The organism is Candidatus Izemoplasmatales bacterium, from assembly GCA_041649275.1.
GTDB lineage: Bacteria > Bacillota_I > Bacilli_A > Izemoplasmatales > Hujiaoplasmataceae > UBA12489.
Genome location: JBAZNL010000013.1, coordinates 21,345 through 45,335, shown reverse-complemented (window position 1 = coordinate 45,335; position 23,991 = coordinate 21,345). Strand labels below are relative to the sequence as shown.

Below are 23,991 nucleotides of genomic sequence, written 5' to 3'. Positions count from 1 at the left end.
GCGGCGTGCCGGCCGCCCGTCGAACCCCTCCGAACAAGAATGAAAGACCCGCACGATAATCATTGACACACCTCGACGTGTGGTGTATAATGTTGTTGCTGCAAAAATAGGAAAATGAGGTTGCGTAAGCAGCCTTATAAAAATGAGACCCTCGCACCACCTGGGTGTGTGGGCACGAAAGGAGGAAATGTTTCATGCCAACAATCAATCAGTTGATCAAGAATGGCCGTCATGACAAAGTCCGCAAATCGAAGGCCCCGCAGCTCAACGTCGGCTTCAACACGCTGACGAAGCGCTACAGCGACCTGCACAGCCCCCAGAAGCGCGGCGTCTGCGTCCGTGTCGCCACGATGACCCCGAAGAAACCGAACTCGGCGTTGCGCAAGTACGCCCGTGTCCGTCTCTCCAACGGCGGCGAAGTCAACGCCTACATCCCCGGCGTCGGCCACAAGCTGCAGGAGCACAGCGTGGTCCTGATCCGCGGCGGTCGCGTCAAGGACCTCCCCGGCGTCCGTTACCACATCATCCGCGGCACGCTCGACACCACGGCTCCCGCGGTCAGAAACCAGGGTCGTTCCAAGTATGGAGCGAAACGTCCGAAAAAAGCGGCTCCGGCCAAGAAGAAGTAACGTCTGAAACAACCAATACGAAAATTCCATCATACATCGAAAGGAGGAATTTCATATGCCTCGCAAAGGTAAAGTCGTCAAAAGAGACGTGCTGCCGGACCCGATCTACAATTCCAAGCTCGTGACCCGTCTGATCAATAGCATCATGCTCGAAGGCAAGAAGGGCTTGGCCCAGAACATCCTTTACAACGCCTTCAACCGCATCAAGGAGACGACCGGGAAGGAACCGGTCGAAGTCTTCAACGACGCCCTCAACAACATCATGCCCGTCCTCGAAGTCAGAAGCCGCCGCATCGGCGGACAGAACTACCAGGTCCCGGGCGAAGTCAAGAGCGACCGCCGCGTCACTCTCGGCCTCAGATGGCTGGTCCAGTACTCGCGTTCGCGCAACGAAAAGACCATGGAAGAGCGTCTCGCAAAGGAAATCATCGACGCATCGAACGGCCAGGGCGCTTCCGTCAAGAAGAAGGAAGACATGCACAAGATGGCCGAAGCGAACAAAGCGTTCGCCCACTACAGATTCTAAATTGGAAGGGATTACGTTATGGCACGTGAATTTACTCTAGACAAAACGCGTAATATCGGCATCATGGCCCACATCGACGCCGGTAAGACGACGACCAGCGAACGTGTGTTGTACCATACTGGAAAAATCCATAAAATCGGAGAAGTCCACGATGGCGCGGCGACGATGGACTGGATGGAGCAGGAACAAGAACGGGGAATCACGATTACCGCCGCCGCGACGACCGCTTTCTGGAAGAACCACCGCGTCAACCTCATCGATACGCCCGGCCACGTCGACTTCACCGTTGAAGTATCCCGTTCGCTCCGCGTTCTGGATGGTGCCGTAACGGTCCTCGATGCCTCCTCGGGCGTCGAACCGCAGACCGAAACCGTCTGGCGGCAGGCCAACGAGTATGGCGTCCCGCGCATCGTCTACGTCAACAAGATGGACAAGACCGGCGCCGACTTCGCCTATTCCGTCGACTCGCTTCTCAAGCGCCTCGGCGCGAATGCGGCCGCGATCCAGTGGCCGATCGGCGCGGAAGACACTTTCGTCGGCCACGTCGACCTCGTCGAGATGCACGCGAAGCTCTTCGACGGCGGCCAGGACGAGGACTACAAGATCGTCCCGATCCCGGCGAACCTCGTCGAGATCGCGAGGGCGAAGCGGGCGGAACTCATCGAGAAGGTCGCCGACTTCGACGACGATCTGATGAACCTCTACCTCGACGGCGCCGAGATCGACGTCAACACCCTCAAGCAGGCGATCCGCAAGGCGGTTCTCACCGTCACCTTCTTCCCCGTCATCTGCGGTTCGTCCTTCAAGAACAAGGGCGTCAAGCCGATGCTCGACTGCGTCATCGATTATCTGCCCTCCCCCGTCGAGGTCGCCCAGATCAAGGGCTTCGACAAGTACGGCTCGGAGATCGTCGTCGAACACGACGACCAGTCCGACTTCGTCGCCCTCGCGTTCAAGGTCATGACCGACCCGTTCGTCGGCCGCCTCACCTTCTTCCGCGTCTACTCGGGCATGGTCGACAAGGGCTCCTACGTCCTCAACACCTCCAAGAACAAGAAGGAACGCGTCGGCCGGCTCTTGCAGATGCACGCCAACAACCGTACCGAGATCGACCAGGTCTACTGCGGCGACATCGCCGCCGCCGTCGGCCTCAAGGACACGATCACCGGCGACACGCTCTGCTCCGAAAAGCACTTCGTCGTCCTGGAATCGATGAACTTCCCCGAACCGGTCATCTCCGTCGCGATCGAACCGAAGACGAAGAACGACATGGACAAGATGGGCGTCGCCCTCCAGAAACTCGCCGAGGAAGACCCTACCTTCAAGACCTACACCGACAAGGAGTCAGGCCAGACGATCATCTCCGGCATGGGCGAACTCCACCTCGAGATCATCGTCGACCGCATGCGCCGCGAATTCAAGGTCGAGGCGACCGTCGGCCAGCCGCAGGTCTCGTACCGCGAGACGATCAAGCAGGAAGCCGAGTGCGAAGGCCGCTTCATCCGCCAGTCCGGCGGTCGCGGCCAGTACGGCCACTGCTGGATCCGGTTCGAACCGAACCCCGGCAAGGGTTACGAGTTCGTCGACAAGGTCGTCGGCGGCGTCGTCCCCCGCGAGTACATCCCGGCCGTCGACAAGGGTCTGCAGGAGGCGCTCGCCTCCGGCATCATCGCCGGCTACCCGATGCTCGACATCAAGGCGACCCTCTTCGACGGGTCCTACCATGACGTCGACTCCTCCGAAATGGCGTTCAAGATCGCCGCTTCGATGGCCCTCAAGGCCGCGAAGGAGAAGTGCCGTCCGACCCTGCTCGAGCCGATCATGACCGTCGACGTCGTCAGCCCCGAGGAATACCTCGGCAACGTCATCGGCGATCTCGTCAGCCGCCGCGGCCGGATCGAAGGCCAGGAGGCCCGCGCCGGCGCCCAGAAGATCACCGCGAAGGTTCCGCTCGCCAACATGTTCGGCTACGCGACTTCGATGCGGTCGAACTCCCAGGGCCGCGCCACGTTCGTGATGCAGTTCTCGCACTACGAGGAATGCCCGAAGTCGATCTTCGAGGAAATCGTCAAGAAGCGCAACGGCTGAGCCGCCGCTTGGCAGTTAAGACTTGCTTTATCGATTGCATTGTTATACAATAATATCGACTGAAAACCCCAAGAAAACATAAAAAATCTGTAAAGGAGAATATCAAAAATGGCAAAAGCTAAATTTGACCGCAGCAAACCGCACGTCAACATTGGCACCATCGGCCACGTCGACCACGGCAAAACCACCCTGACCGCCGCCATCACCAAGGTGCTCGCCGAGAAGGGTCTGTCCGAGTTCCATTCGTACGACTCGATCGACTCCGCTCCGGAAGAGAAGGCCAGAGGCATCACGATCAACACCGCCCACATCGAATATTCGACCGCGACGCGCCACTATGCGCACGTCGACTGCCCCGGCCACGCCGACTACGTCAAGAACATGATCACGGGCGCCGCCCAGATGGATGGAGCGATCCTCGTCGTCTCCGCCGCCGACGGCTGCATGCCGCAGACCCGCGAGCACATCCTGCTCGCCCGTCAGGTCGGCGTTCCGAAGCTCGTCGTCTTCCTGAACAAGGCCGACATGGTCGATGACGCCGAACTCATCGAACTCGTCGAAATGGAAGTCCGCGACCTCCTGAACGAGTACAAGTTCCCGGGCGACGAGACCCCGATCATCGTCGGATCCGCCCTGAGAGCCCTCGAAGGCGACCCGAAGTGGGTTCCCTGCATCATGGAGCTCATGAACGCCGTCGACTCCTACGTCCCGCTGCCCGTCCGCGAGACCGACAAGCCGTTCCTCATGCCCGTCGAAGACGTCTTCACGATCACCGGCCGCGGCACCGTCGCCACCGGCAGAGTCGACCGCGGCATGATCAAGGTCGGCGATGCCGTCGAAATCATCGGCATCAAGGACACGAGAGCCTCCGTCGTCACCGGCGTCGAAATGTTCCGCAAGCTGCTCGACTACGCGCAGGCCGGCGACAACGTCGGTCTCCTCCTCCGCGGCGTCGACCGCGATCAGGTCCAGCGCGGCCAGGTCATCGCGAAGCCGAAATCCGTGACCCCGCATACCAACTTCACCGCGCAGGTCTACGTCCTGTCGCAGTCCGAAGGCGGACGCCACACCCCGTTCTTCTCGAACTACCGTCCGCAGTTCTACTTCCGGACCACCGACGTCACCGGCGTCATCAACCTCCAGGAAGGCGTCGAAATGGTCATGCCGGGCGACAACACCGTCATGAACGTCGAACTGATCCATCCGATCGCCCTCGAGCAGGGAACGAAGTTCTCGATCCGCGAAGGCGGCCACACGGTCGGCGCCGGCTCGGTCGTCACGATCGTCAAGTAACGAATTCTATACACGGAAGGATGCGTAAGCATCCTTTTTTGTTTTCCTTCGCGGGCGCGTGATATAATGGAAGGCGAAGGAGGTGGCGCCATGTACTTCGATTCGCACGTGCATCTGAACGACGACCTGCTCTACACCGACATCGAGAACGTCGTCTCTTCCGCCCGTGCGGCGGGCGTCGTACGCATGGTCTGCGTCGGCTACGACGCCGCCTCGAGCCGGCGCGCGGTCGAACTCGCCGAGCGCTTCGAGGGCGTCTACGCCGCGGTCGGCCTCCATCCGGAAAACGCCCATTTCGTCGGCGAGGCCGATTTCACCGCGATCGAAGGCCTCCTCGACCACCCGAAGGTCGTCGCCGTCGGCGAGATCGGATTCGACCGTTACTGGGACAGGACCAAGGTTGAGATCCAGACCGAAGTCTTCGTCCGTCAGATCGGGATGGCGGCGCGGCACCACAAGCCGATCGCCGTCCACATGCGCGAGGCGACCGCCGAGACCCTGGCGGTACTCGCGAACGTCAAACCCGCCGAGATGGCTGGGGTCATGCACTGCTACGGCGGATCGGCGGCGTCGACGACCGATTTCCTCCGCCTCAACATGTCGATTTCGCTCGCCGGTCCGGTCACCTTCAAGAACGCGCGGATCGCGAAGGAGGTCGCCGCGGTGGTTCCGCTCGACCGGCTTCTGATCGAGACGGACGCGCCCTATCTCGCGCCCGACCCCTTCCGCGGAACGCGGAACGAATCGAAGTACGTCCCCTACGTCGCCGCCATGATCGCCTCGATCCGCGGTGTCGATCCGTCCGTGGTCGAGAAGGCGACCTTCGCGAACGCCTCGCGTCTCTTCGGCCTGCCCCTCGCGGACTAAAACGTTTTCATCAAGATTCTCCTTGCGCGCTCCGTGAAACTTGGTATAATGGTGTCAAAGCGTTGAACGGGAGTAGTAAGGCCGTGTTTCATTCCTAGCGAGTCGGGGACGATGGAAGCCCGATAACGGAACGGCTTGAACGTGCCCTGGAGCTTTTGGACCGGATTTCCGGTTCGGACGCATGCCGGCGTTATCGGCTCGAGAGCCGGAGAAATCCGGAATCAAGGTGGCACCGCGAGAAATCGTCCTTGGCTTTTTGCTGGGGACTTTTTATTTTCTCGCATCCGAACCAGATCCGTTTCAGACGCAGGCGGGCGTTATCCGCATCGAGCGCCGGACGTTTTTACGCCCGGAATCAAGGTGGCACCGCGGGAAACCGTCCTTGGCGAACGTCCGTTCGCCAAGGACTTTTGTTTTCGCGGACGTCCGTAACGATAGAACCTACCCTGAAAGGAAGGAACAACCATGTTCAAGAAGACACTCGGCATCATCCTCGCAACCCTGGCGGTCGCGGCGCTCGCCGCCTGCGCCGACACCGCATCCAACGTCTACACCTACGTCATCGACGAAGCCTACGACGAATATGTCGTGATGGGCACCTCCGCCGACTACCCGCCCTACGAATGGCCCCTCGAGGTCGACGGCAAGACGACGATCGTCGGTCTCGACATCGAGATCGCCAAACACATCGCCGCCGCCCTCGGGAAGAACCTCAAGGTCGTGAACAAGGGCTTCGACTTCCTCCTCGAGGACCTCGAGGCGGGCAAGGTCGACTTCGTCATGGCCGGCATGACCCCCACCGAGGAACGCGCGCTCCGCGTCGACTTCTCCCCGGTCTACTACGAGTCGATCCAGGTCGTCCTCGTCCGCAACGCCGACCTCGCCGCCTATGCCTCGGTCGAGGCGGTGAACGTCGCGACCGTCAAGGTCGGCGCCCAGCTCGGGGCGATCCAGCAGGAACTCGCCGATGCGACTTTCCCGCTCGCCCAGCGCCAGTTCATCCAGCAGGTCCCCGACCTCGTCATCCGTCTGATCGACGGCCAGCTCGACGCCGTGATCATGGAGAAGGCGGTCGCCGACGGCTACGTCGCCAACAACCCGGAACTCGCGATCTCCTCGATCGCGATCGGCGATCCCGACGGCGGATCCGCCGTCGCCGTCCAGAAGGGCGACGCCGAACTGCTCGCGGCGATCAACGCCGTGATCGCGGATTTGCTCTCCGACGGCACGATCAGCACGATCGTCGCCGACGCGATCGCCCTGAACGAATCGACCGCGGAGTAGCATGGATTTCTCGTTTCTCCTGAACGGGCGCTACGTCGGGATCCTCCTCGGAGGACTCTTCCTGACGCTGGTGCTCGCCGTCATCGCCGTCGGGCTCGGGACCGTCCTCGCGCTGGTCCCGGCCTTTCTGCGTCTGTCGAAGAACCGCGTCCTCCGTTTCCTCGGGACGAGCTACGTCGAGGTGATCCGGGGGACGCCGCTGTTGGTCCAGGTGCTCATCATCTACTCGTTCTTCCGGATGCCGGTGACACTCGTCTTCGGCATCGACATGTCGAGTTTCATCCCCGGCATGATCGCGCTCTTCGTCAACTCGAGCGCCTACGTCGCCGAAGTCATCCGCGGCGGGATCCTCTCCGTCGACCGCGGCCAGTCGGAAGCGGCCGCGAGCCTCGGGATGACGCGGGGGCTGGCGATGCGGAAGATCATCCTGCCGCAGGCGGTGAAGAACATCGTCCCGGCGCTCGGAAACGAGTTCGTCACCCTGATCAAGGAGACGTCGATCTTCATGTACCTCGGCATCGCCGAACTGATGTACGCCGCGACGATCGTCCGGACCTCGACCTATGCGGTCAAGGAATCGTACATCGTCGCCGCGATCCTCTATTTTCTGCTCACGTTCCCCACCGCGAAGCTGATGGGGCTCCTCGAAAGGAGGCTGAAGCGGTCCGATGCGCGATGACGTCATCGTCCTGAAGGGACTCACGAAACGCTTTTCCGACGGCACCGTCGCCGTCGACGGGGTCGACCTTGCGATCGCCGGAGGAACCGTCACGGTCGTGATCGGCCCCTCCGGATCGGGGAAGTCGACGCTCCTCCGGATGATCAACCTGATCGAGGAACCCACCGCCGGCAGCGTCCTGTTCGACGGCGTCGACATGCGCGGGAAGGACGTCGACCCCTGCGCCCACCGGCGGCGCATCGGGATGGTCTTCCAGCACTTCAACCTGTTTCCGCACCTGACCGTCCTCGAAAACCTGACGATCGGACCGATCCACGTCCTGAAGAAGTCGAAGGAGGATGCGGAAGCGGCGGCGCGGACGATGCTTTCGAAGGTCGGCCTGTCCGGCAAGGCGGACAACTATCCTTCCCAGCTGTCCGGCGGACAGAAGCAGCGGATCGCGATCGCGCGATCGCTCTGCATGGAACCGGAAGCGATGCTCTTCGACGAACCGACGAGCGCGCTCGATCCGGAGATGGTCGGCGAGGTTCTCGCCGTCATGAAGAATCTCGCCGCCGAGGGGATGACGATGGTCGTCGTCACCCATGAGATGGACTTCGCGCGCGTCTTCGGCGACGAGATCGTCGTCATGGATGGCGGGAAGATCATCGAACAGGGACCGCCCGAAGTCATCTTCGGTCATCCGACGCAGCCGCGGACGCAGGAATTCCTGCACCGCGTCCTCGATCGGATCTGAGGCGACGCCCTCTCCGCTTCGCGGGGGAATTCCGACATGAATTCATGAAGTTCGAACGAATAGATTTTGAAAGCGCTTGACATCGTCATGCGCTTTCTTTTATAATGATGTTAAGAAACCGATTTCCTATTGACTCTCGGAGGTTCATTTCATGAAAAAGATCATCGCGCTCCTCTCCATCGCCCTGACCGCGCTTGCGTTTCTGGCCTGCGACGGGACGACGACTCTCACGACGCTTCTCACGACGACCGGCCTTCCCACCACCGGTTCCACGACGACCGGCGCCACGACGACGCTGCCGACGACCGGCTCCGACACGACGACGGAAGTCACGACCGTTCCCGTCGTCGACGACCGGATCACGCTCAAGGACGGCAAGAACTACATCATGACCGACACCGGGGTCGCCGTCGACCTGTCGGGGTACCTCTACAAGGGGACGTTCGGCGAAGTGGGGCTCGATGAAGGCGCGTTTTCGGACCTGCCGGATTCGGTTACGGTCGCGGGCGGCACGCTCACGGCCACGGAGAAGGGCATGTTCGATCTCTCCTTCACCGTCGGCGACACCACCGTCTCGATCATGCTCTTCACCAAGCTGGCCGAAGAGGACGCCTACGTCGTCTTCCAGGACTCCTACGGCGACCTTCCCGACGGCGCGCTTCCCGAAGGGTATGTCATCCAGACGGGAACCGCCGCGATCAGCGGCGGCAAGCTGCGCCTCGACGGCGTCACGACGACGCCCACCCGGGTGCTGCTTCCCGACTACTTGAAGATGTTCAAGAACTACGTGATCGAGACCGACTTCTCGATCCTTTCCGCCAAGGAACCGACGCGCTGGGCGTCGGTGATGTACCGCTACGGCGCCGAGGGATACTTCCAGATGTGCGTGCGCCAGAACGCGACCGCGACCAACGGCGTCGAGTTCGCCAAGTGGATCAACAACGGCTGGAACGTGCCGAAGACGGTCGCCTTCACCGAGATGATCGATGCCGCCGAGACGTACCGCCTCCGCATCGAACTGAACGGCGACGTGGTGAACGAGTACATCGACGGCGCCTTGCAGCTCACTTACGAGAACGCCAGCGAATTCAAGAACGGCAACATCGGCATGCAGGCGAGCGGCGCGGTCGCGGTCTACGACAACGTGATCGTGACGATCCCCGAGGACTACGTCGACACCTCGTCGGTCGAGTTCACGACGATCGCCGAACTCTATGAACCCGAAACCGGCATCCAGCTCCCGCCGACGGCGATGAAGTTCGCCGCCTCCGCGCAGGACATCCTGTCGATCGCCACCGAGGAAGTCCGCCCGCAGGCTCTCATCCTGACGATCGACAACATGATGAACGTCGTTACCCCCGGCGGCCTCAGGATCATGTCGATCCTGGAAGCGCTGCTGGCGATCGACGGCCGGGTCATCCCGGCGTTCTATGTCCGCAATCGCGACGTCGCCGTCTCGCTCGCGGGCCTTCTGAAGGACTACGGGATCCGCGACGTCTTCATGATCTCGCGCAACACGACCGCGATCACCGACGCCCGGACCGCCTACTCGATGCTCCGCTGCATCCTCGAGATCGACTACGATTCCGCCGTTCCCACACTCGACGACGCGGCCCTGCTCGCGATCCGCGACGAAGTCAACACCGTCGGCGCGATCGGCGCCCTCCTGCCCGAGGAATACGTCTCCCGCGACAACGCCGACTATCTCCAGCGCCGTCTCGTCTCGGTCTACGCGAACACCTACGGCGCCGATGAGGAAAGCGTCGCCCGGAGCGTCCTTTCCGGCGTGAACGGCGTCATCGTCGAGGACGTGGAGTCGCTCTACGGGTTCTACGGCACGTTCCCCGAGAACTCGCTGATCCGCACGCCGCTCGTCATCGGCCACCGCGGGATGTCGACGCGCGCCCCGGAGAACACCGTCGAAGGATCGATGCTCGCCTACGAGGCCGGCGCCGACGTGATCGAGCTCGACATCTATCTCACGACCGACAACCGGCTCGTCGTCATGCACGACGGGACCACGGCCCGGACGACCAACGGAACCCTGACCGTCGAGGAATCGACGCTCGAGCAATTGAAGGCGCTGACCATCCTCGACACCACCGGCAACTTCCCGAACCTGAAGATTCCGACGCTCGACGAGTACTTCGAGACGTTCGGCGACCTCGACGTCCAGATCTTCATCGAGATCAAGAGCACCAAGCTGGAGATCGTCCCGGTCCTCGCGACGCTGATTGACACCTATGGCGTCAGCGACCAGGTCACCGTGATCGCGTTCAGCACGGCTCAGGTCGAGAACATGCGGACGAACCTGCCGAACATCTCCGTCGGCTATCTGAACTCGGGATTCGCGAATGCGAGCAACCTCGAAGGCAGCCTGCTGGTCATCATGAATTCCGTCGTTCCGATCAAGACGACCTTCAATCCGAGCTACAGCGGATTGACCGAAGCGCTGATCGAACAGCTCCATTACCGCGGGATCACCACCTGGCCGTGGACCGTGAACGACGCCGAAGTGCAGTACGAGTACTACTCCATGGGCGTCGGCGGGATCACCACCGACTATACCTGGCGGCTGACGAACGACTGGCTCCGGATGGAAATGAACGACAGCCGGTTCACCGTCGACCTCGCGAACCCGGTCGCGCAGCTCCAGCTTCGCGGCGTCATCGGGACCCCGGGCGGACTCAGCTACAACTACGTGCCGCGCTTCCTGCTGATCGATGACGGCGGCACCGGCATCGCGATCGCGAACAACGCGGTCGTGACCGGCTTCTCGCATGTCGGCTCCGCACTCGTCGCCGTCTGGTTCGAATCGACCTTCGCCGACGGGACGCCGTACCGCATCTTCGACGATCTGGTCGTCATCGACGTCGTCGACAGCCGGCTTTCCGCGACGGCGCCTTCCCCGTGGGTCGGCGCGCTCGCGGTCGCGGTCCTGCCGCCGGCGGCGATCTTCGCCCGCCGGAAGGAACAATCATCCAAAGGATGCAAGGAAACAAGAGAATAAAGTACAGAGGTAACGGGAGGAAAAAATGAAGAAAACGATTGTGACCATGTTCAGTCTGTTGCTTGCGATCCTGTTCGTCTCCTGCGAGACGATCACGACCGCGACGACGGTGTCCACGACCGCCACGACGGCGGCGACGACCACGTCCACGACGACGCAGCCGACGACGACGACCGTCCCGACCACGACCACCGAGGACATCGTCGATCCGCTGATCCTCGGCGCGAACGACCAGGTCATCTTCCAAGGTGACGTCTGGGATCCGATGGAAGGCGTCTCCGCGATCGACGACGTCGACGGCATCATCACGTCGGAAATCGACGTGACGGGAACCTACGACGTGAACGTCGTGGGATACTACACGATCACCTATACGGTGTCCGATGCCGCCGGCAACGAGGCGACGACGTCGATCACCCTACGCGTGAAGGCGGTCGAACTGTCCGGCTTCAACATCGTGAACGGCGACTTCTCCGAAGTTCTCGAACTGCCGTGGGGACACTGGGCGGGCGACGGCGGAGCGAGTTCCGCCACGATCGTCGACGGCGTGCTCAACTATGTCGTCACCGCGATCGGCAACCTCACCTACTCCAACCAGTTCTCGCAGACGGGCAGAACCGTCGAGAACGGCAAGATCTATCAGCTGACGTTCCTCGCGAAGGCGGACGATCCGCGGCCGATGATCATCATGCTCGAGGATCCGGGCAACGGCTACCTCAAGTATTTCCAGACGACGATCGACCTCACCACCGATTGGGTGACCTATTCGATGTACATCGTCGTCACCGGGCCGACGACGTCGACCGGCAAGCTCGGCTTCTTCCTCGGACGGATCGGGACCACCAGCGTCCCGACGACGGTCTACATGGACGACGTCGTCATCACCGAACTGACCGAAGCGCCCGACGACATCACCGCCCCGGTGCTCACCGGCGTCGATGCATACGTCGTCGAACTCGGCAACGTGTTCGATCCGCTCTACGGCGTCACCGTGACGGACGACCTCGACAGCACCCTGACCCTCGACGACATCGTCATCACCGGCACCGTCGATCCCGACACCCTCGGCGTCTACAACCTGACCTACAGCGTGACCGACGCCGGCGGCAACACCGCGATGGTCAACCGTCAGGTCACGGTCTCCGACGTTCCGCCGGCATCGACCTGGATCATTCCGAACGGCGACTTCTCCGTCGATGCGGCCGAACTGGCCGACAACCGCATCTCCGACAACTGGGGATGGCACGCCAACACCGGCCAGATGACCGGCAAGGTCACCGGCGGCACCGCCGTCATCAACATCATCAACGTCGGCAGCGTCGAGTACGGCGTGCAGTTCTATCTCCTGAACCGCGTCATCGAGCACGGCCGCACCTACGAGATCACCTTCCGGATGCGCGCCGACGCAGCCCGCAACGTCAGCCTCGTCCTCGAGAACGGCGTCGGCGGAACCCGAATGTTCGACAACGACTACTCGATCACCACCGAGTGGCAGACGTTCACCTTCACGTACTACCATGCGGGCGCGACGATCACCGCCGGCAAGTTCGCGTTCTTCGCGGGCTACTTCGAAGGCCTCGGCAGCGCCGTCACGACCGTCTACCTCGACGACGTCGCGGTCACTCCGGTCACCACCAGCCCCGACACCGAAGCGCCGGTCCTGACCGGCGTCGAGGACACGCTGGTCGTCATCGGCGACGTGTTCGACCCGCTCCTCGGCGTCACCGTCACCGACGCCCGCGACGCGAGTCTGACCGTGTCCGACATCGTCCTCACCGGGCTCGACCTGTTCGATCCGAACGTCGAGGGCGAATATCTGATCACCTATACCGTCACAGACGCCTCTGGCAACGAAACCAGCATCGTCCGCAAGGTCACCGTCGCGATCGGCGTCGGCGAATCGTCCCTGGTTCTCGCCAACGGCGATTTCACGAAGGATCAGCTCGTTCCGTATCCGCAGCCGGCGACGGCGGGATGGGGCTGGCACGGCAGCGGCCAGTTCGACATCACGATCAGCGGCGGCGTCGCGAAGATCGACGTCTACGACACGTGGAACCTCTACTACGGAGTCCAGTTCTACCAGCAGAACCGCATCCTGACGCAGGGCCAGGTCTATCGCATCAGCTTCCTCGCGAAGGCCGACGCACCGCGTCCGATCCAGCTCTCGATCGAACCGACGGCGTCCGCGTTCGTCTCCTATTTCGACCTGACGACCGAATGGACGCTCTACACCTATGAGTTCGAGATGACGGCGGCGACGATCACGAACGGCAAGTTCGCGTTCTTCGTCGGCAACGTCCACGGCCTGTCGGCCGCGACGACCGTCTGGCTCGACGACGTCAAGGTCGAACGCATCCAGCGTCTCGGCGACGACGAGACGGCTCCCCAGATCTGGGGAACGGAATCCACCGCGATCGTCCTCGGCGCCGACTTCGACCCGATGTTCGGTCTGCGCGTCTACGACCACCGGGACAAGACGCTTCTCCCCGAGAACGTGGTCGTGGTCTCCAACAACGTCGACACCGCCACGGCGGGCGACTACGAGGTCGTCTACGAACTGACCGACGCCTCCGGCAACAAGGTGACCGTGAACCGCCTCGTCCGCGTCATCGCCCCCGAGGACGCGGTCGACAACCGCATCCAGTTCATCGACGGCGACTTCGCGCTCTCCTCGCCGATCACGAACCAGGATTCGAACGTCGGCTGGACCCTCAAGATCAGCGGCTCCGGCGCCTTCGATCCGGCCATCTTCGAGGACGGACACGTCAAGATCAACGTCACCGCGCTCGGCACCGTGCCGCACGGCGTGCAGTTCTTCCAGCGCAACGGCTTCACCGCGGAAGCGGGCGGGATCTACCGTCTCACCTTCCGCGCCAAAGCCGACGCCGCCCGTAACATCCGCGTCAGCTTCGAAGAAACCATGGCCTTCACCGTCCTGCAGTACAACATCGTCGCCGTCGGCACCGAATGGGCCGACTACGAGGTCTACCTCTACAACTACCTCGGCGGCGAAAAGGACGTCAAGGTCGGCTTCTTCCTCGGCCTCGTCGATCCCGAAAGCGTCGTCACCGCCTTCTACTTCGACGACGTCGCCGTCGACCTCGTCGGGTACATCATCGACGAAGCGGCGCCGCGGCTCTCCGCGCCGACCGCCATCGTCGCCAAGGACGCCGTCTTCAACCCGCTGACCGGGATCAAGTACGGCGATCTGCAGAAGAACGTGTCGATCGCCGTTTCAAGCGCCACCGAAGGCCTCGTCACCTACAACGCCGAGACCAAGGTCTACGCCGTGAACACCGCGACCGCCGGTACCTACGTGCTCGTCTACACGCTCGTCGACAGTTTCGGGAACGAACTCGTCCAGGAGCGCACCCTGGTCGTCACCGACGGATCCGAAACCGGAACCTTCGGAATCCTCAACGGCGACTTCGCCGTCGACCAGTTGACGCCGATGGCCCAGCCGGCCACGACCGGTTGGGGCTGGCACGGCAACGGCTCGTTCCTCGTCTCGATCACGGAAGGCGTCGCGAAACTCGACGTCTACGACGACTGGAACCTGTTCTACGGCGTCCAGTTCTACATGCAGAACCGCACCGTCACCCAGGGCGAGATCTACCGCATCACGTTCCGCGCGAAGGCCGATGCACCGCGTCCGATCCAGATGCAGCTCGAACCCGTCGCCTCCGGCTTCACGACCTACTTCGACCTCACGACCGACTGGGTCACCTACACCTACGAGTTCGCGATGACGGCCGCGACGATCACGAACGGGAAGTTCGCGTTCTTCGTCGGCGACATCAACGGCGAATCGGTGCCGACGACGGTCTACCTCGACGACATCGCGATCACCCGGATCTTCGCCAAGGGCGCCGACACGACCGCCCCCCAGATCTGGGGAACGGGCGAGATGAACCTGCTTCAAGGGACCGCGTTCGACCCGCTCTTCGGTCTGCGCGTCTACGACCATTACGACAAATCGCTCAAGGCCTCCGACATCGTCGTCGTCTCGAACGACGTCGATCCCATGACGCCCGGCACCTACCACGTCGTCTACACGCTCGCCGACTCCTCGCGGAACACGGCGACCGTGACCCGGACCGTGAACGTCGTCGCGGCCGAGGACATGGCCGACAACCGGATCGAATTCATCGACGGCGACTTCGCGCTCGAAGCGCCGATCACCAACCAGGATACCAACCTCGGCTGGACGCTCAAGATCAGCGGCACCGGCGCCTTCGCGAACCAGGCCTTCGAGGACGGCTACTACAAGTTCACCGTCACGAACGTCGGCACCGTCCCGCACGGCATCCAGTTCTTCCAGCGCAACGGCTTCGTCGCCGAAGCGAACGGACTCTACCTGCTCACCTTCCGCGCCAAGGCGGACGAGGCCAGGGACATCCGCGTCAGCTTCGAGGAGACGAACAACTTCACCGTCATCCAGTTCAACATCGTCTCGCTCTCGACCGAGTGGGCCACCTACGAGGTCCTGCTCTACAACTACCTCGGCAGTCTGAACGACGTCAAGATCGGCTTCTTCACGGGTCTGATCGATTCCACCCAGCCGGCCCGCAGCGCCCTGACCACGGTCTACTTCGACGACGTCTCGGTCGAGCTCGTCGGCTACCGCGTCGATGCGACCGGCCCGCGGATCTACGCTCCCGACGCATCCGTCGTGCAGAACGCCACGTTCGACCCGCTCGCCGGCATCAAGTACGGCGACGCCGCGAGAACCCCGGCGCTTGCGATCACCAGCACCACCGAAGGCTTCATCACCTACAACGCCGAGACGAAGACCTACACCGTCAACACCGCGACGGTCGGTTCCTACGTCCTCGTCTACACGCTGACGGACCATTACGGCAACGTCACCGTCGAGGAACGCACCGTCACCGTCACCGAGCCGGTCTGATCGGCGTCCACCGCCCGGGAAAGCGGGACGAAATCCCGCTTTCCCAACCGCGCGGAATCTGTCAATGCGGATCGATTCATACGATATCGGATGCGAGGGAACGGACCATGAAAATCACGATCTATGATGTGGCGAAGGCGATGAACCTGTCGCCCGGAACGATCTCGAAGATCCTGAACAACAACGGCTCGATCGGCGAAGAGACGCGCGATCGCGTCCTGCGCTACGTGAAGGAAGTCGGATACGTCGCCGAATCGAGCGCGCGCATCCTCAAGTCGAAGTTCAGCTACACGATCGGCGTGATCTTCTCCGACATCTCCCTCGTCGGTCTCGAACATCCCTTCTTCGGCAGCATCATCCAGCACTTCAAGACCTACGTCGAACGCGAAGGCTACGAGATCGTCTTCATCACCAGCAAGATCGGCACCCACGAGATGAGCTATCTCGACTGGTGCCGGAACAAGAAGGTCAACGGCGTCTTCATCGTCTCCGGCAACATCAACAACGCCTACATCCTCGAACTCGTCGCAAGCGACCTGCCGTGCGTCTCCTCGGACATCATCATCCCGGGGATGCACTCGGTCATCAGCGACGACGCGCAGGGGATGCGGCTCGCGTTCGAGCATCTGCGTTCGCTCGGCATCGACCGGATCGGCACGCTCGTCGGTCCGCAGACGTCGAGGGCGTTCGCGGAGCGCTTCGACAACTACAAGGCGCTCCTGGCCGAACACGGCCTGCCGCTCCGGCCGGAATGGATCTGCGAGTCGCACGGATTCGGATACACCTCGGCGGTCGCGGCGTCGGAAGAGTGGTTCGCGACGATCGGGGACATGCCGCGGGCGATCCTCGCCCAGTCCGACGACATCGCCTACGGCCTGATTCACGCGCTCCAGCGACGCGGCTACCGCGTTCCCGAGGACGTCGCCGTCGTCGGATACGACGACATCTCGTTCTCCCGGCTGTTCACGCCGCCGCTCACGACGATCCGGCAGGACCGCCGGGCGATCGGCGAACGGTCGGCGGCGATGCTGATCGACTACATCGTCCGGGGCAACGGCAAGGGCACCTCGGTCGACCGGGTTCCGGTCGAACTCGTCGTCCGCGCGTCGACGCCTGCATCGCACGTCTGATCGATCATGGCTCCCGATTAAATCGGGAGCTTTTTTTGAGGGCGTTCGATGCTCGGATCGCCCGGGGGACGAAACGGATAGACCGGAAGCACGAAACGAACTCGTCGATGGGGCCGATTTTCGAAAACGGGTTGCGTTTTGGCGAAGCGCGCATATAATGAAAACAGAACAATCAACGGAGGTCGTGTATGAAAAGCAGGATTCGCATGATGGTCATCATTCCCCTGTTCATCATCATCGTGGTCGTCTGGATACTGTACGTCTACGAGAACACGCATCTGGAACAGACGGTCGCCACGTTCGCGGCACTCGGCGGACTGGTCGGCATCTACCTCGAATTCCGTCGATCGAAGCGCATGGCGGAAGCCGAATTCATCACGCGGCTGAACACCGATTTCAACCAGACCGATCGGATTCTGGGCCTCTACGAGAAATTGGAAGCCTATTTCCGCCATCCGGCCGAGAATTCCAACATCTTCGACAAGACCGTCTGCGCCGACTTCGTCGTCTACCTGACGTTCTTCGAGACGCTCTACAACCTCATCAGCCGCAACATCATCGGGATCGATCGGATCCACGATCTGTTCGCATACCGGTTCTTCATCATGGTGAACAATCCGATCATCCAGAAGATCGAACTGGAAAAGTACGACTATTCCTACGTCAACATCTTCAAGCTCTATCGCCTCTGGCTGAAGCACGCATATGAAAAGAGCGGCCGATCGGGACGCACATGGTGGAAGTTCTGGTATCGTCTTCCCGCCAACATCGACGTGATCCTGAAGGAACCGGGAGCCCCGAAACTGGTCGTGCTGCAGAAGCATACGCTGCCGATCATGTCAGAACATTATGTCAAGCTCACCGGCAAGTGAGTTTACGGTCGCGGACCGCGCCGGGAGGACCGCATCCTTCCGTCTGCGCCGCGCCATGCCCGCGGACGTCCCGGCGATCCTCGCGCTCCAGGATCAGGCTGCGGGCGACATGCCGGAACGCGTCTTCGTGCGGACGAAGGAAGCGGAACTGGGGATCCTCGGGGAGGACGGCATCGGTCTTTGGATCGAGGCCGGGGACGGGAGTCCCGCCGCGTTCGGGATGGCGGTCACGGATCGCGGGACCGTCGCCACGCTCCATCGCGACGTCCTCGGACACCTCGGGGATCCGGCGGACGTCTGGATGATCGACACCGTCTTCGTCGCCCCTTCATGGCGCGGCTTCGGTCTGCAGCGTCATCTCCTCGGCCGGTTCGTCGCCCTCGCCCGGGAGCGGGGGATTCCCCTCCTGCTTGCGACCGTCTCGCCGGAAAACCGCCACAGCCTCGACAACTTTCTGGCCATGGGGTTCGCGGAGGTCGGCCGGGGAGCCTACTACGGGGGTTACGAACGCTGCGTGATGGCGAAAAGGATCTGACCGGAGCGTCCTCCGCGCTTGTGAAAAAGACTCCCCTATAGTACAATAGATGGGTAGCCACAAGGGAGTTGAAACGATGGGACTGACTGCAGGCATCGTCGGCCTTCCCAACGTCGGGAAGTCGACACTGTTCAACGCGCTGACGAAAGCGAACGCCTTCGTCGCCAATTATCCGTTCGCGACGATCGACCCGAACGTCGGCGTCGTCGAGGTGCCCGACGCCCGCGTCGACCGGCTCGTCGCGATGTATAGTCCGAAGAAGACGATCCGCACCACGTTCGAGTTCACCGACGTCGCCGGACTCGTCCGCGGCGCCTCGAAGGGCGAAGGACTGGGCAACCAGTTCCTTTCGCACATCCGCAGCTGCGACGCCATCTGCCAGGTCGTCCGCTGCTTCGACGATCCGAACGTCTCCCACGTGGACGGATCGGTCGATCCGCTGCGCGACATCGAGACGATCCGGATCGAACTGATCTTCTCCGACATCGACGCGATCGACAAGCGCCTTCCGAAGATCGAGAAGCGCGCCCAGCTGAAGACCGACAAGGAAGCCATCGCCGAATACGACGCGCTCAAAAAGTGCGCCGCGGCGCTCGCTGCGGAACAGCCGATCCGCGCCCTGAGGCTTTCCGACGACGAGAAGAAGGTCATCAGGAACTTCAGCTTCCTCACCGCCAAGCCGATGATGTACGTCTGCAACGTCGCCGACACCGACCTCGCCGACCATTCGGGAAACCATTACGTGAAGCGCGTCGAGGAGCTCGCCGCCAAGGAAAACGCGGTCACCTGCGTCATCTCCGCGAAGATCGAGGCCGAACTTGCGCAATTGCCCGAGGACGAAAGGGCGATGTTCCTCGAGGAGCTCGGCGTCAGGGAATCGGGACTGCTCGACCTGATCCGCAAGAGCTACGACATGCTCGACCTCAAGACCTTCTTCACCGCCGGCGAGAAGGAAGTCCGGGCCTGGACCTACCGCAAGGGGATGAAGGCGCCGGAATGCGCCGGCATCATCCACACCGACTTCGAGAAGGGCTTCATCCGCGCCGAGATCTTCGCCTACGAGGATCTGGTCGCGGCCGGTTCGGAGGCGAAGGCGAAGGAACTGGGCAAGTTCCGTCTCGAGGGCAAGGACTATCCGATCGCGGACGGTGACGTCGTCCATTTCCGCTTCAACCTCTAGGTGGGCGCCATGAAGGACGAGATCCGTCTCAAGGCGGAACGCCTGGTCCGTCTGTTGCGCGCGCGCGACCAGCGGGTCGCGACCGCGGAATCCTGTACCGGCGGGCTCGTCGCCGGCGCGATCACGGCCGTGCCGGGAGCGTCCGACGTCTTCGGCGAAGGGTACGTGACCTATTCCGACGAAGTCAAGGCGCGGGTCCTCGGCGTCCTTCCCGAGACGCTCGCGAACCATGGGTCCGTGAGCGGCGAGTGTGCCGGGGAAATGGCGAGAAATCTGGAAAAACTGACACATTGCGACCTTGCGCTCGCGATCACCGGATACGCCGGCCCGACGGGCGGGACGGACGCTTCTCCGATCGGTACCGTCTGGTTCGGGGTGAGTCGCGTGGGGCGGACCGAGACTTTCGTCGAACGCTTCGAGGGCACCCGCGACGAGATTCGCGAGAGAGCCGTCCTCAGGATCCTGCTTCACGGACTCGAGGCGCTCAGGAAACAGCCGTGAAACATGCCGGAAGGACGCGAAACGCCCCTTCCGGCGTTTATTTTCGTTTACAACATCATGACGTTATGATATAATACCTTCGCGTGAGAATTTCTCACCCCTTGTCGCGGGAGAGCCGCGGCCAATAGACCATAAGGAGGAACCACAATGAGAAAGTACGATGTGATGTACATCATCCACCCGTCCGTCGAAGCCGAAGCCAGAAAAGCGCTGATCGAAGAACTCAACGCCATCATGACTTCGCGCGGCACCGTGAAGCTCGCGGTCAACGAATGGGGCATGCGGGATCTTGCCTACGAAATCGCCGATCAGAAGAAAGGCTATTACGTGGTGCTCGATGTCGAGATGGAAGCCGATGCCGTCAAGGAACTCGATCGTGTCATGGGGCTCAAGGAAACCGTCCTGAGACACATCATCGTCAACCGGGAAGAAAGATAAGCCGGGAGGGATGCGGACATGTTGAACCGAGTCGTGCTCGTCGGCCGTCTGGTCAGAGATCCTGAACTCCGCTACACCACCAGCAACAACGTCCCCGTCGTTTCCTTCACCTTGGCGGTCAACCGCCCGTTCTCGAGCGGCAACAACGCCGGCGGGAACGACAACAACAACGCCGACTTCCTGCCCTGCATCGCGTGGCGCAAGCAGGCCGAGAACGTCAGCAAGTACGTCCGCAAGGGCCACATGGTGGCCGTCGACGGACGCATCCAGACCCGCGACTACATGGACAACACGAACAATCGCCGGTACGTGACCGAGATCATCTGCGATTCCGTCGTGTTCCTCGAATCGAAATCCCAGACCGACGGATCGCGCCAGAGCGAACCGAAGGAACCCGTCAACAACGACAAGGACGTCGCTCTTCCCAACATCGAAGACGACCTGCCATTCTAAAACCAGGAGGATCCACCGATGTACAATCCCGCTCAGGGCAGCACCAGACCGCAAGGGTCTTCGCAAGGCAACAGAGGATACCGCAAGAAGAGCAAGAAAAGATGCTACTTCACGGACAACAAAGTCACCTACATCGACTTCAAGGACTACCAGCTGCTCACGAAGTTCATCTCCGAGCGCGGCAAGATCCTGCCGCGTCGCGTGACCGGCACGAAGGCGTACTACCAAAAGCACCTGGCGGCGGCGATCAAGCGCGCCCGCTACATGGCGCTTCTGCCATACGTCAAGGAATAGCCCGAAAGCCGCCGAAAGACTCTGTCACAGAGTCTTTTTTTTCGCCCGCGGGGGACTGATTTTGCTTTTCGGGCGGAATATGATATAATTTTCATGATTCATCCGGAAAGGGGGGATGGGCTCTTGAGGAAGCATCCCGTCATCGTTTCCCTCGTCCTCTGGTTCCTGCTTCTGGCCGGCTTCGCAGCCGGTTATTCCTATCTGTCCACCCTCGGCGACCCGATCTATCTCGTCCTTTTCGGCGGCCTCAACCTGGCTGTCGTCGTTTCCATCATCGCCGCGCGCGCCAAGCGCCGTCACCACTTCGGCGCGATCAAGAACCTCGAACTCAAGATCCGCGAAGCCAACCTGCTTTCCAAGCGTCTCCGCAACAGCGAGGACATCGCCCTTTCCTATCTTCCCGTCGGGATGATCCTCTACGACGAGACCCAGACGATCGTCTGGGCGAACGCCGCCGCCAAGGAATACTTCTCGAACATCCTCGTGGAACGCAAGCTCGCCTTCGTCCACGAAGGCCTGAACGCGATGGTGCAGAAGCGCGAGGGCAAGTTCCTCCTCGACGTCTACGGCAAGCGCTTCGAGTTCGTCCACTATCCGAAGAACTTCTGCCTCTACATGTTCGAGGTGACCGAACGCGAGGAGATCAGGCAGCGTCTCCGCGACAATACCGATGCGGTCGGCATCATCAACCTCGACAACCTCGACGAGGCCACCGCCCATCTCGACCTCCAGGTCAAGACCAACCTGCAGGGCAAGTATCTCGGCGCGATCGACAACTGGTGCCGCAAGTACGACGCGTACTTCCTCAACCTCCGCCCCGAGAAGTCGATCCTGTTCGTCAACCGCAGGCAGCTCGAGGCGATGATCAAGGACGAGTTCTCGATCCTCGACGCCGTCAGCGACCTCTCGAACCAGAACGAGGTGCGCGTGACGATGTCGGTCGGCGTCGCCTGTTCCGACCTGCCCCGCAACCAGCTCGGCGAACTCGCCGAGGAAGCGCTCAAGCTCGCGCTCGGCCGCGGCGGCGACCAGGTCGTCGTCAACATCCAGAACCAGCCGGTCAAGTTCTTCGGCGGCAGGTCCAACACCGTCGAGAAGCGTACCAAGATCACCGCGAAGATCAACTCGCGGGCGATCGCCGAACTCATCGACAAGAACGAGCGGACCTACATCATCCCCCACAAGTCGACCGACATCGACGCCTTCGGCGCCTCGATCGGAATGCTCCGGATGGCCCTCGCGCAGAACAAGTACGCCCGCATCGTGCTCGACTTCGACGCCATCGACCAGACCTGCGCCAAGGTCATCAACATGCTCAACCGCGAGTACGTCAAGCTGCTCGACTCGATCATCGACGTCCGCGACGCGCTCGAGGAGGTCAACCAGAACAGCCTCCTGATCGTCGTCGACCACCACAGTCCCGTCCAGACGCTCGAGCCGAAGCTCTTCGAGAAGACCAAGAACATCATCGTCATCGACCATCACCGCCGGATCGACAACCTGCTCACGGAAGTCGCGCTCAACTACGTCGAACCGTACGCCTCGTCGTCGGTCGAGCTCGTCACCGAGATGCTCGATTTGTACAGCCGCGAGATCGACCTCGACGCCTTCGAAGCCACCGTCATGCTCGCCGGGATGATGATCGACACCAACAACTTCACCTACCGCACCGGCGTCCGCACCTTCGAGGCGGCGGCGATGCTCAAGCGCTCCGGCGCCGATCCCTTCAAGGCCCGGCTGATCCTGCGCGAGTCGCTCGACGACATCAAGACCAAGTCGAACCTCGTGAACGCGGCCCAGATCGTCGCCAACCGCTATGCGATCACGGCGCTCTCGCCGGAAACGAAGACCGACCGCGTCCAGCTCGCGAAGACGGCCGACGAACTGCTCGAGATCGACAACATCGTCGCCTCGTTCGCCGTCGGCAACCTCGGCGGCGACCAGATCGGGATCTCCGCGCGTTCGATCGACAAGTTCAACGTGCAGGTCATGATGGAACAGTTCGGCGGCGGCGGACACCTCAACAACGCCGCGGCCCAGATCCAGGGCGGCAACATCGCCGACATCGTCGCGAAACTCGAAACGCTGCTCAAAACGAACATCAAGGAGGAACAGGACATGAAGATCATTCTCGTCAAGGACGTCAAGGGCAGGGGCAGGAAGGGCGACGTGCTCGAAGTCGCCAACGGCTACGGAAACTACCTCCTCACCTCGAAGCAGGCGATCGAGGCCTCGACCGCGAACCTGAAGTCGCTCGAAGACGAGCGCGACCGCACCGAGCGCGAGGCCGAGGCGGAACTCGAGAACGCGAAGCGACTCAAGGCCGAACTCGAGGACAAGCCGATCAAGCTCTACGTCAAGGCCGGCGAATCCGGGAAGCTGTTCGGCGCCGTCAACACCAAGCAGATCGCCGAGGAATACAAGCGCCTCTACAACCTCGACCTCGACAAGCGCAAGATCATGCTCGAGGACAACATTCACGCCCTCGGCGTCTACAAGGTCCCGGTCCGGCTCCACAAGGACGTCACCGCCGAGATCAACCTGCAGATCATCGAAGAGAAATAGCG

19 protein-coding genes and 1 other annotated feature are annotated in these 23,991 nt (G+C 61.7%); all 19 genes read left to right on the top strand.

Going from position 1 to position 23,991, the window contains the following annotated elements; genetic code table 11:
- Positions 1-194: 194 nt before the first annotated feature.
- The 19 genes from rpsL to rplI all read left to right on the top strand — a co-directional run bounded on the left by rpsL (position 195) and on the right by rplI (position 23,989).
- Positions 195-629, top strand: a complete 435-nt coding sequence (gene rpsL, locus WC509_07145) for a 30S ribosomal protein S12 (protein MFA5007227.1) — start codon at positions 195-197, stop codon at positions 627-629.
- Positions 630-684: 55 nt separating this feature from the next.
- Entirely contained in the window at positions 685-1,155 is a 471-nt protein-coding gene (gene rpsG, locus WC509_07140) for a 30S ribosomal protein S7 (protein MFA5007226.1), read from the top strand.
- Between the two features lie 18 nt (positions 1,156-1,173).
- Positions 1,174-3,243, top strand: coding sequence for an elongation factor G (gene fusA, locus WC509_07135; protein ID MFA5007225.1), 2,070 nt, complete (start codon positions 1,174-1,176; stop codon positions 3,241-3,243).
- 108 nt (positions 3,244-3,351) lie between these two features.
- On the top strand, positions 3,352-4,536 hold the full coding sequence (tuf, locus tag WC509_07130) for an elongation factor Tu (protein MFA5007224.1): 1,185 nt from the start codon (positions 3,352-3,354) through the stop codon (positions 4,534-4,536).
- Positions 4,537-4,626: 90 nt separating this feature from the next.
- Positions 4,627-5,403 carry a TatD family hydrolase gene (locus WC509_07125; protein MFA5007223.1) on the top strand — a complete coding sequence of 259 codons (777 nt, stop codon included), beginning with the start codon at positions 4,627-4,629 and terminating at the stop codon, positions 5,401-5,403.
- A 53-nt stretch (positions 5,404-5,456) separates the two neighbouring features.
- Positions 5,457-5,656 (top strand) — a binding site (T-box leader).
- A gap of 212 nt (positions 5,657-5,868) precedes the next feature.
- A complete protein-coding gene (locus tag WC509_07120) occupies positions 5,869-6,687 on the top strand; it encodes a transporter substrate-binding domain-containing protein (protein ID MFA5007222.1) in 819 nt (272 codons plus the stop codon).
- Between the two features lies 1 nt (position 6,688).
- Positions 6,689-7,366 (top strand): amino acid ABC transporter permease, encoded by a 678-nt coding sequence (locus WC509_07115; protein MFA5007221.1) that lies wholly within the window; start codon positions 6,689-6,691, stop codon positions 7,364-7,366.
- A complete protein-coding gene (locus WC509_07110; GenBank protein MFA5007220.1) occupies positions 7,356-8,102 on the top strand; it encodes an amino acid ABC transporter ATP-binding protein in 747 nt (248 codons plus the stop codon). The genes WC509_07115 and WC509_07110 overlap by 11 nt, the downstream gene beginning before the upstream one ends.
- Before the next feature lie 151 nt (positions 8,103-8,253).
- Positions 8,254-11,112, top strand: a complete 2,859-nt coding sequence (locus WC509_07105; GenBank protein ID MFA5007219.1) for a glycerophosphodiester phosphodiesterase family protein — start codon at positions 8,254-8,256, stop codon at positions 11,110-11,112.
- A 25-nt stretch (positions 11,113-11,137) separates the two neighbouring features.
- On the top strand, positions 11,138-16,021 hold the full coding sequence (locus WC509_07100) for an immunoglobulin-like domain-containing protein (protein ID MFA5007218.1): 4,884 nt from the start codon (positions 11,138-11,140) through the stop codon (positions 16,019-16,021).
- 107 nt (positions 16,022-16,128) lie between these two features.
- Positions 16,129-17,151, top strand: a complete 1,023-nt coding sequence (locus WC509_07095; GenBank protein MFA5007217.1) for a LacI family DNA-binding transcriptional regulator — start codon at positions 16,129-16,131, stop codon at positions 17,149-17,151.
- Positions 17,152-17,339: 188 nt separating this feature from the next.
- Positions 17,340-18,023 carry a hypothetical protein gene (locus tag WC509_07090; protein ID MFA5007216.1) on the top strand — a complete coding sequence of 228 codons (684 nt, stop codon included), beginning with the start codon at positions 17,340-17,342 and terminating at the stop codon, positions 18,021-18,023.
- 55 nt (positions 18,024-18,078) lie between these two features.
- The gene (locus tag WC509_07085) at positions 18,079-18,558 is read left to right on the top strand and encodes a GNAT family N-acetyltransferase (protein MFA5007215.1); all 480 of its coding nucleotides are present in this window, start codon (positions 18,079-18,081) and stop codon (positions 18,556-18,558) included.
- A 76-nt stretch (positions 18,559-18,634) separates the two neighbouring features.
- Positions 18,635-19,738 carry a redox-regulated ATPase YchF gene (gene ychF, locus WC509_07080; GenBank protein MFA5007214.1) on the top strand — a complete coding sequence of 368 codons (1,104 nt, stop codon included), beginning with the start codon at positions 18,635-18,637 and terminating at the stop codon, positions 19,736-19,738.
- Between the two features lie 9 nt (positions 19,739-19,747).
- The gene (locus WC509_07075) at positions 19,748-20,239 is read left to right on the top strand and encodes a CinA family protein (GenBank protein ID MFA5007213.1); all 492 of its coding nucleotides are present in this window, start codon (positions 19,748-19,750) and stop codon (positions 20,237-20,239) included.
- 147 nt (positions 20,240-20,386) lie between these two features.
- Positions 20,387-20,677: a 30S ribosomal protein S6 gene (gene rpsF / locus WC509_07070; protein MFA5007212.1), complete on the top strand. Its 291-nt coding sequence runs from the start codon at positions 20,387-20,389 to the stop codon at positions 20,675-20,677.
- 18 nt (positions 20,678-20,695) lie between these two features.
- Positions 20,696-21,130: a single-stranded DNA-binding protein gene (ssb, locus tag WC509_07065; GenBank protein ID MFA5007211.1), complete on the top strand. Its 435-nt coding sequence runs from the start codon at positions 20,696-20,698 to the stop codon at positions 21,128-21,130.
- A gap of 18 nt (positions 21,131-21,148) precedes the next feature.
- On the top strand, positions 21,149-21,424 hold the full coding sequence (rpsR, locus tag WC509_07060; GenBank protein MFA5007210.1) for a 30S ribosomal protein S18: 276 nt from the start codon (positions 21,149-21,151) through the stop codon (positions 21,422-21,424).
- Positions 21,425-21,547: 123 nt separating this feature from the next.
- Positions 21,548-23,989 carry a 50S ribosomal protein L9 gene (gene rplI / locus WC509_07055; protein ID MFA5007209.1) on the top strand — a complete coding sequence of 814 codons (2,442 nt, stop codon included), beginning with the start codon at positions 21,548-21,550 and terminating at the stop codon, positions 23,987-23,989.
- Positions 23,990-23,991: the final 2 nt, after the last annotated feature.

Coding starts and splice junctions, on each gene's coding strand:
- rpsG (MFA5007226.1), top strand. CDS start 685: ATGCCTCGCAAAGGTAAAGTCGTCAAAAGAGACGTGCTGCCGGACCCG.
- ychF (MFA5007214.1), top strand. CDS start 18,635: ATGGGACTGACTGCAGGCATCGTCGGCCTTCCCAACGTCGGGAAGTCG.
- WC509_07110 (MFA5007220.1), top strand. CDS start 7,356: ATGCGCGATGACGTCATCGTCCTGAAGGGACTCACGAAACGCTTTTCC.
- WC509_07125 (MFA5007223.1), top strand. CDS start 4,627: ATGTACTTCGATTCGCACGTGCATCTGAACGACGACCTGCTCTACACC.
- fusA (MFA5007225.1), top strand. CDS start 1,174: ATGGCACGTGAATTTACTCTAGACAAAACGCGTAATATCGGCATCATG.
- WC509_07105 (MFA5007219.1), top strand. CDS start 8,254: ATGAAAAAGATCATCGCGCTCCTCTCCATCGCCCTGACCGCGCTTGCG.
- WC509_07095 (MFA5007217.1), top strand. CDS start 16,129: ATGAAAATCACGATCTATGATGTGGCGAAGGCGATGAACCTGTCGCCC.
- WC509_07090 (MFA5007216.1), top strand. CDS start 17,340: ATGAAAAGCAGGATTCGCATGATGGTCATCATTCCCCTGTTCATCATC.
- rpsF (MFA5007212.1), top strand. CDS start 20,387: ATGAGAAAGTACGATGTGATGTACATCATCCACCCGTCCGTCGAAGCC.
- tuf (MFA5007224.1), top strand. CDS start 3,352: ATGGCAAAAGCTAAATTTGACCGCAGCAAACCGCACGTCAACATTGGC.
- WC509_07075 (MFA5007213.1), top strand. CDS start 19,748: ATGAAGGACGAGATCCGTCTCAAGGCGGAACGCCTGGTCCGTCTGTTG.
- WC509_07120 (MFA5007222.1), top strand. CDS start 5,869: ATGTTCAAGAAGACACTCGGCATCATCCTCGCAACCCTGGCGGTCGCG.
- rpsL (MFA5007227.1), top strand. CDS start 195: ATGCCAACAATCAATCAGTTGATCAAGAATGGCCGTCATGACAAAGTC.
- ssb (MFA5007211.1), top strand. CDS start 20,696: ATGTTGAACCGAGTCGTGCTCGTCGGCCGTCTGGTCAGAGATCCTGAA.
- WC509_07085 (MFA5007215.1), top strand. CDS start 18,079: ATGCCCGCGGACGTCCCGGCGATCCTCGCGCTCCAGGATCAGGCTGCG.
- WC509_07115 (MFA5007221.1), top strand. CDS start 6,689: ATGGATTTCTCGTTTCTCCTGAACGGGCGCTACGTCGGGATCCTCCTC.
- rpsR (MFA5007210.1), top strand. CDS start 21,149: ATGTACAATCCCGCTCAGGGCAGCACCAGACCGCAAGGGTCTTCGCAA.
- WC509_07100 (MFA5007218.1), top strand. CDS start 11,138: ATGAAGAAAACGATTGTGACCATGTTCAGTCTGTTGCTTGCGATCCTG.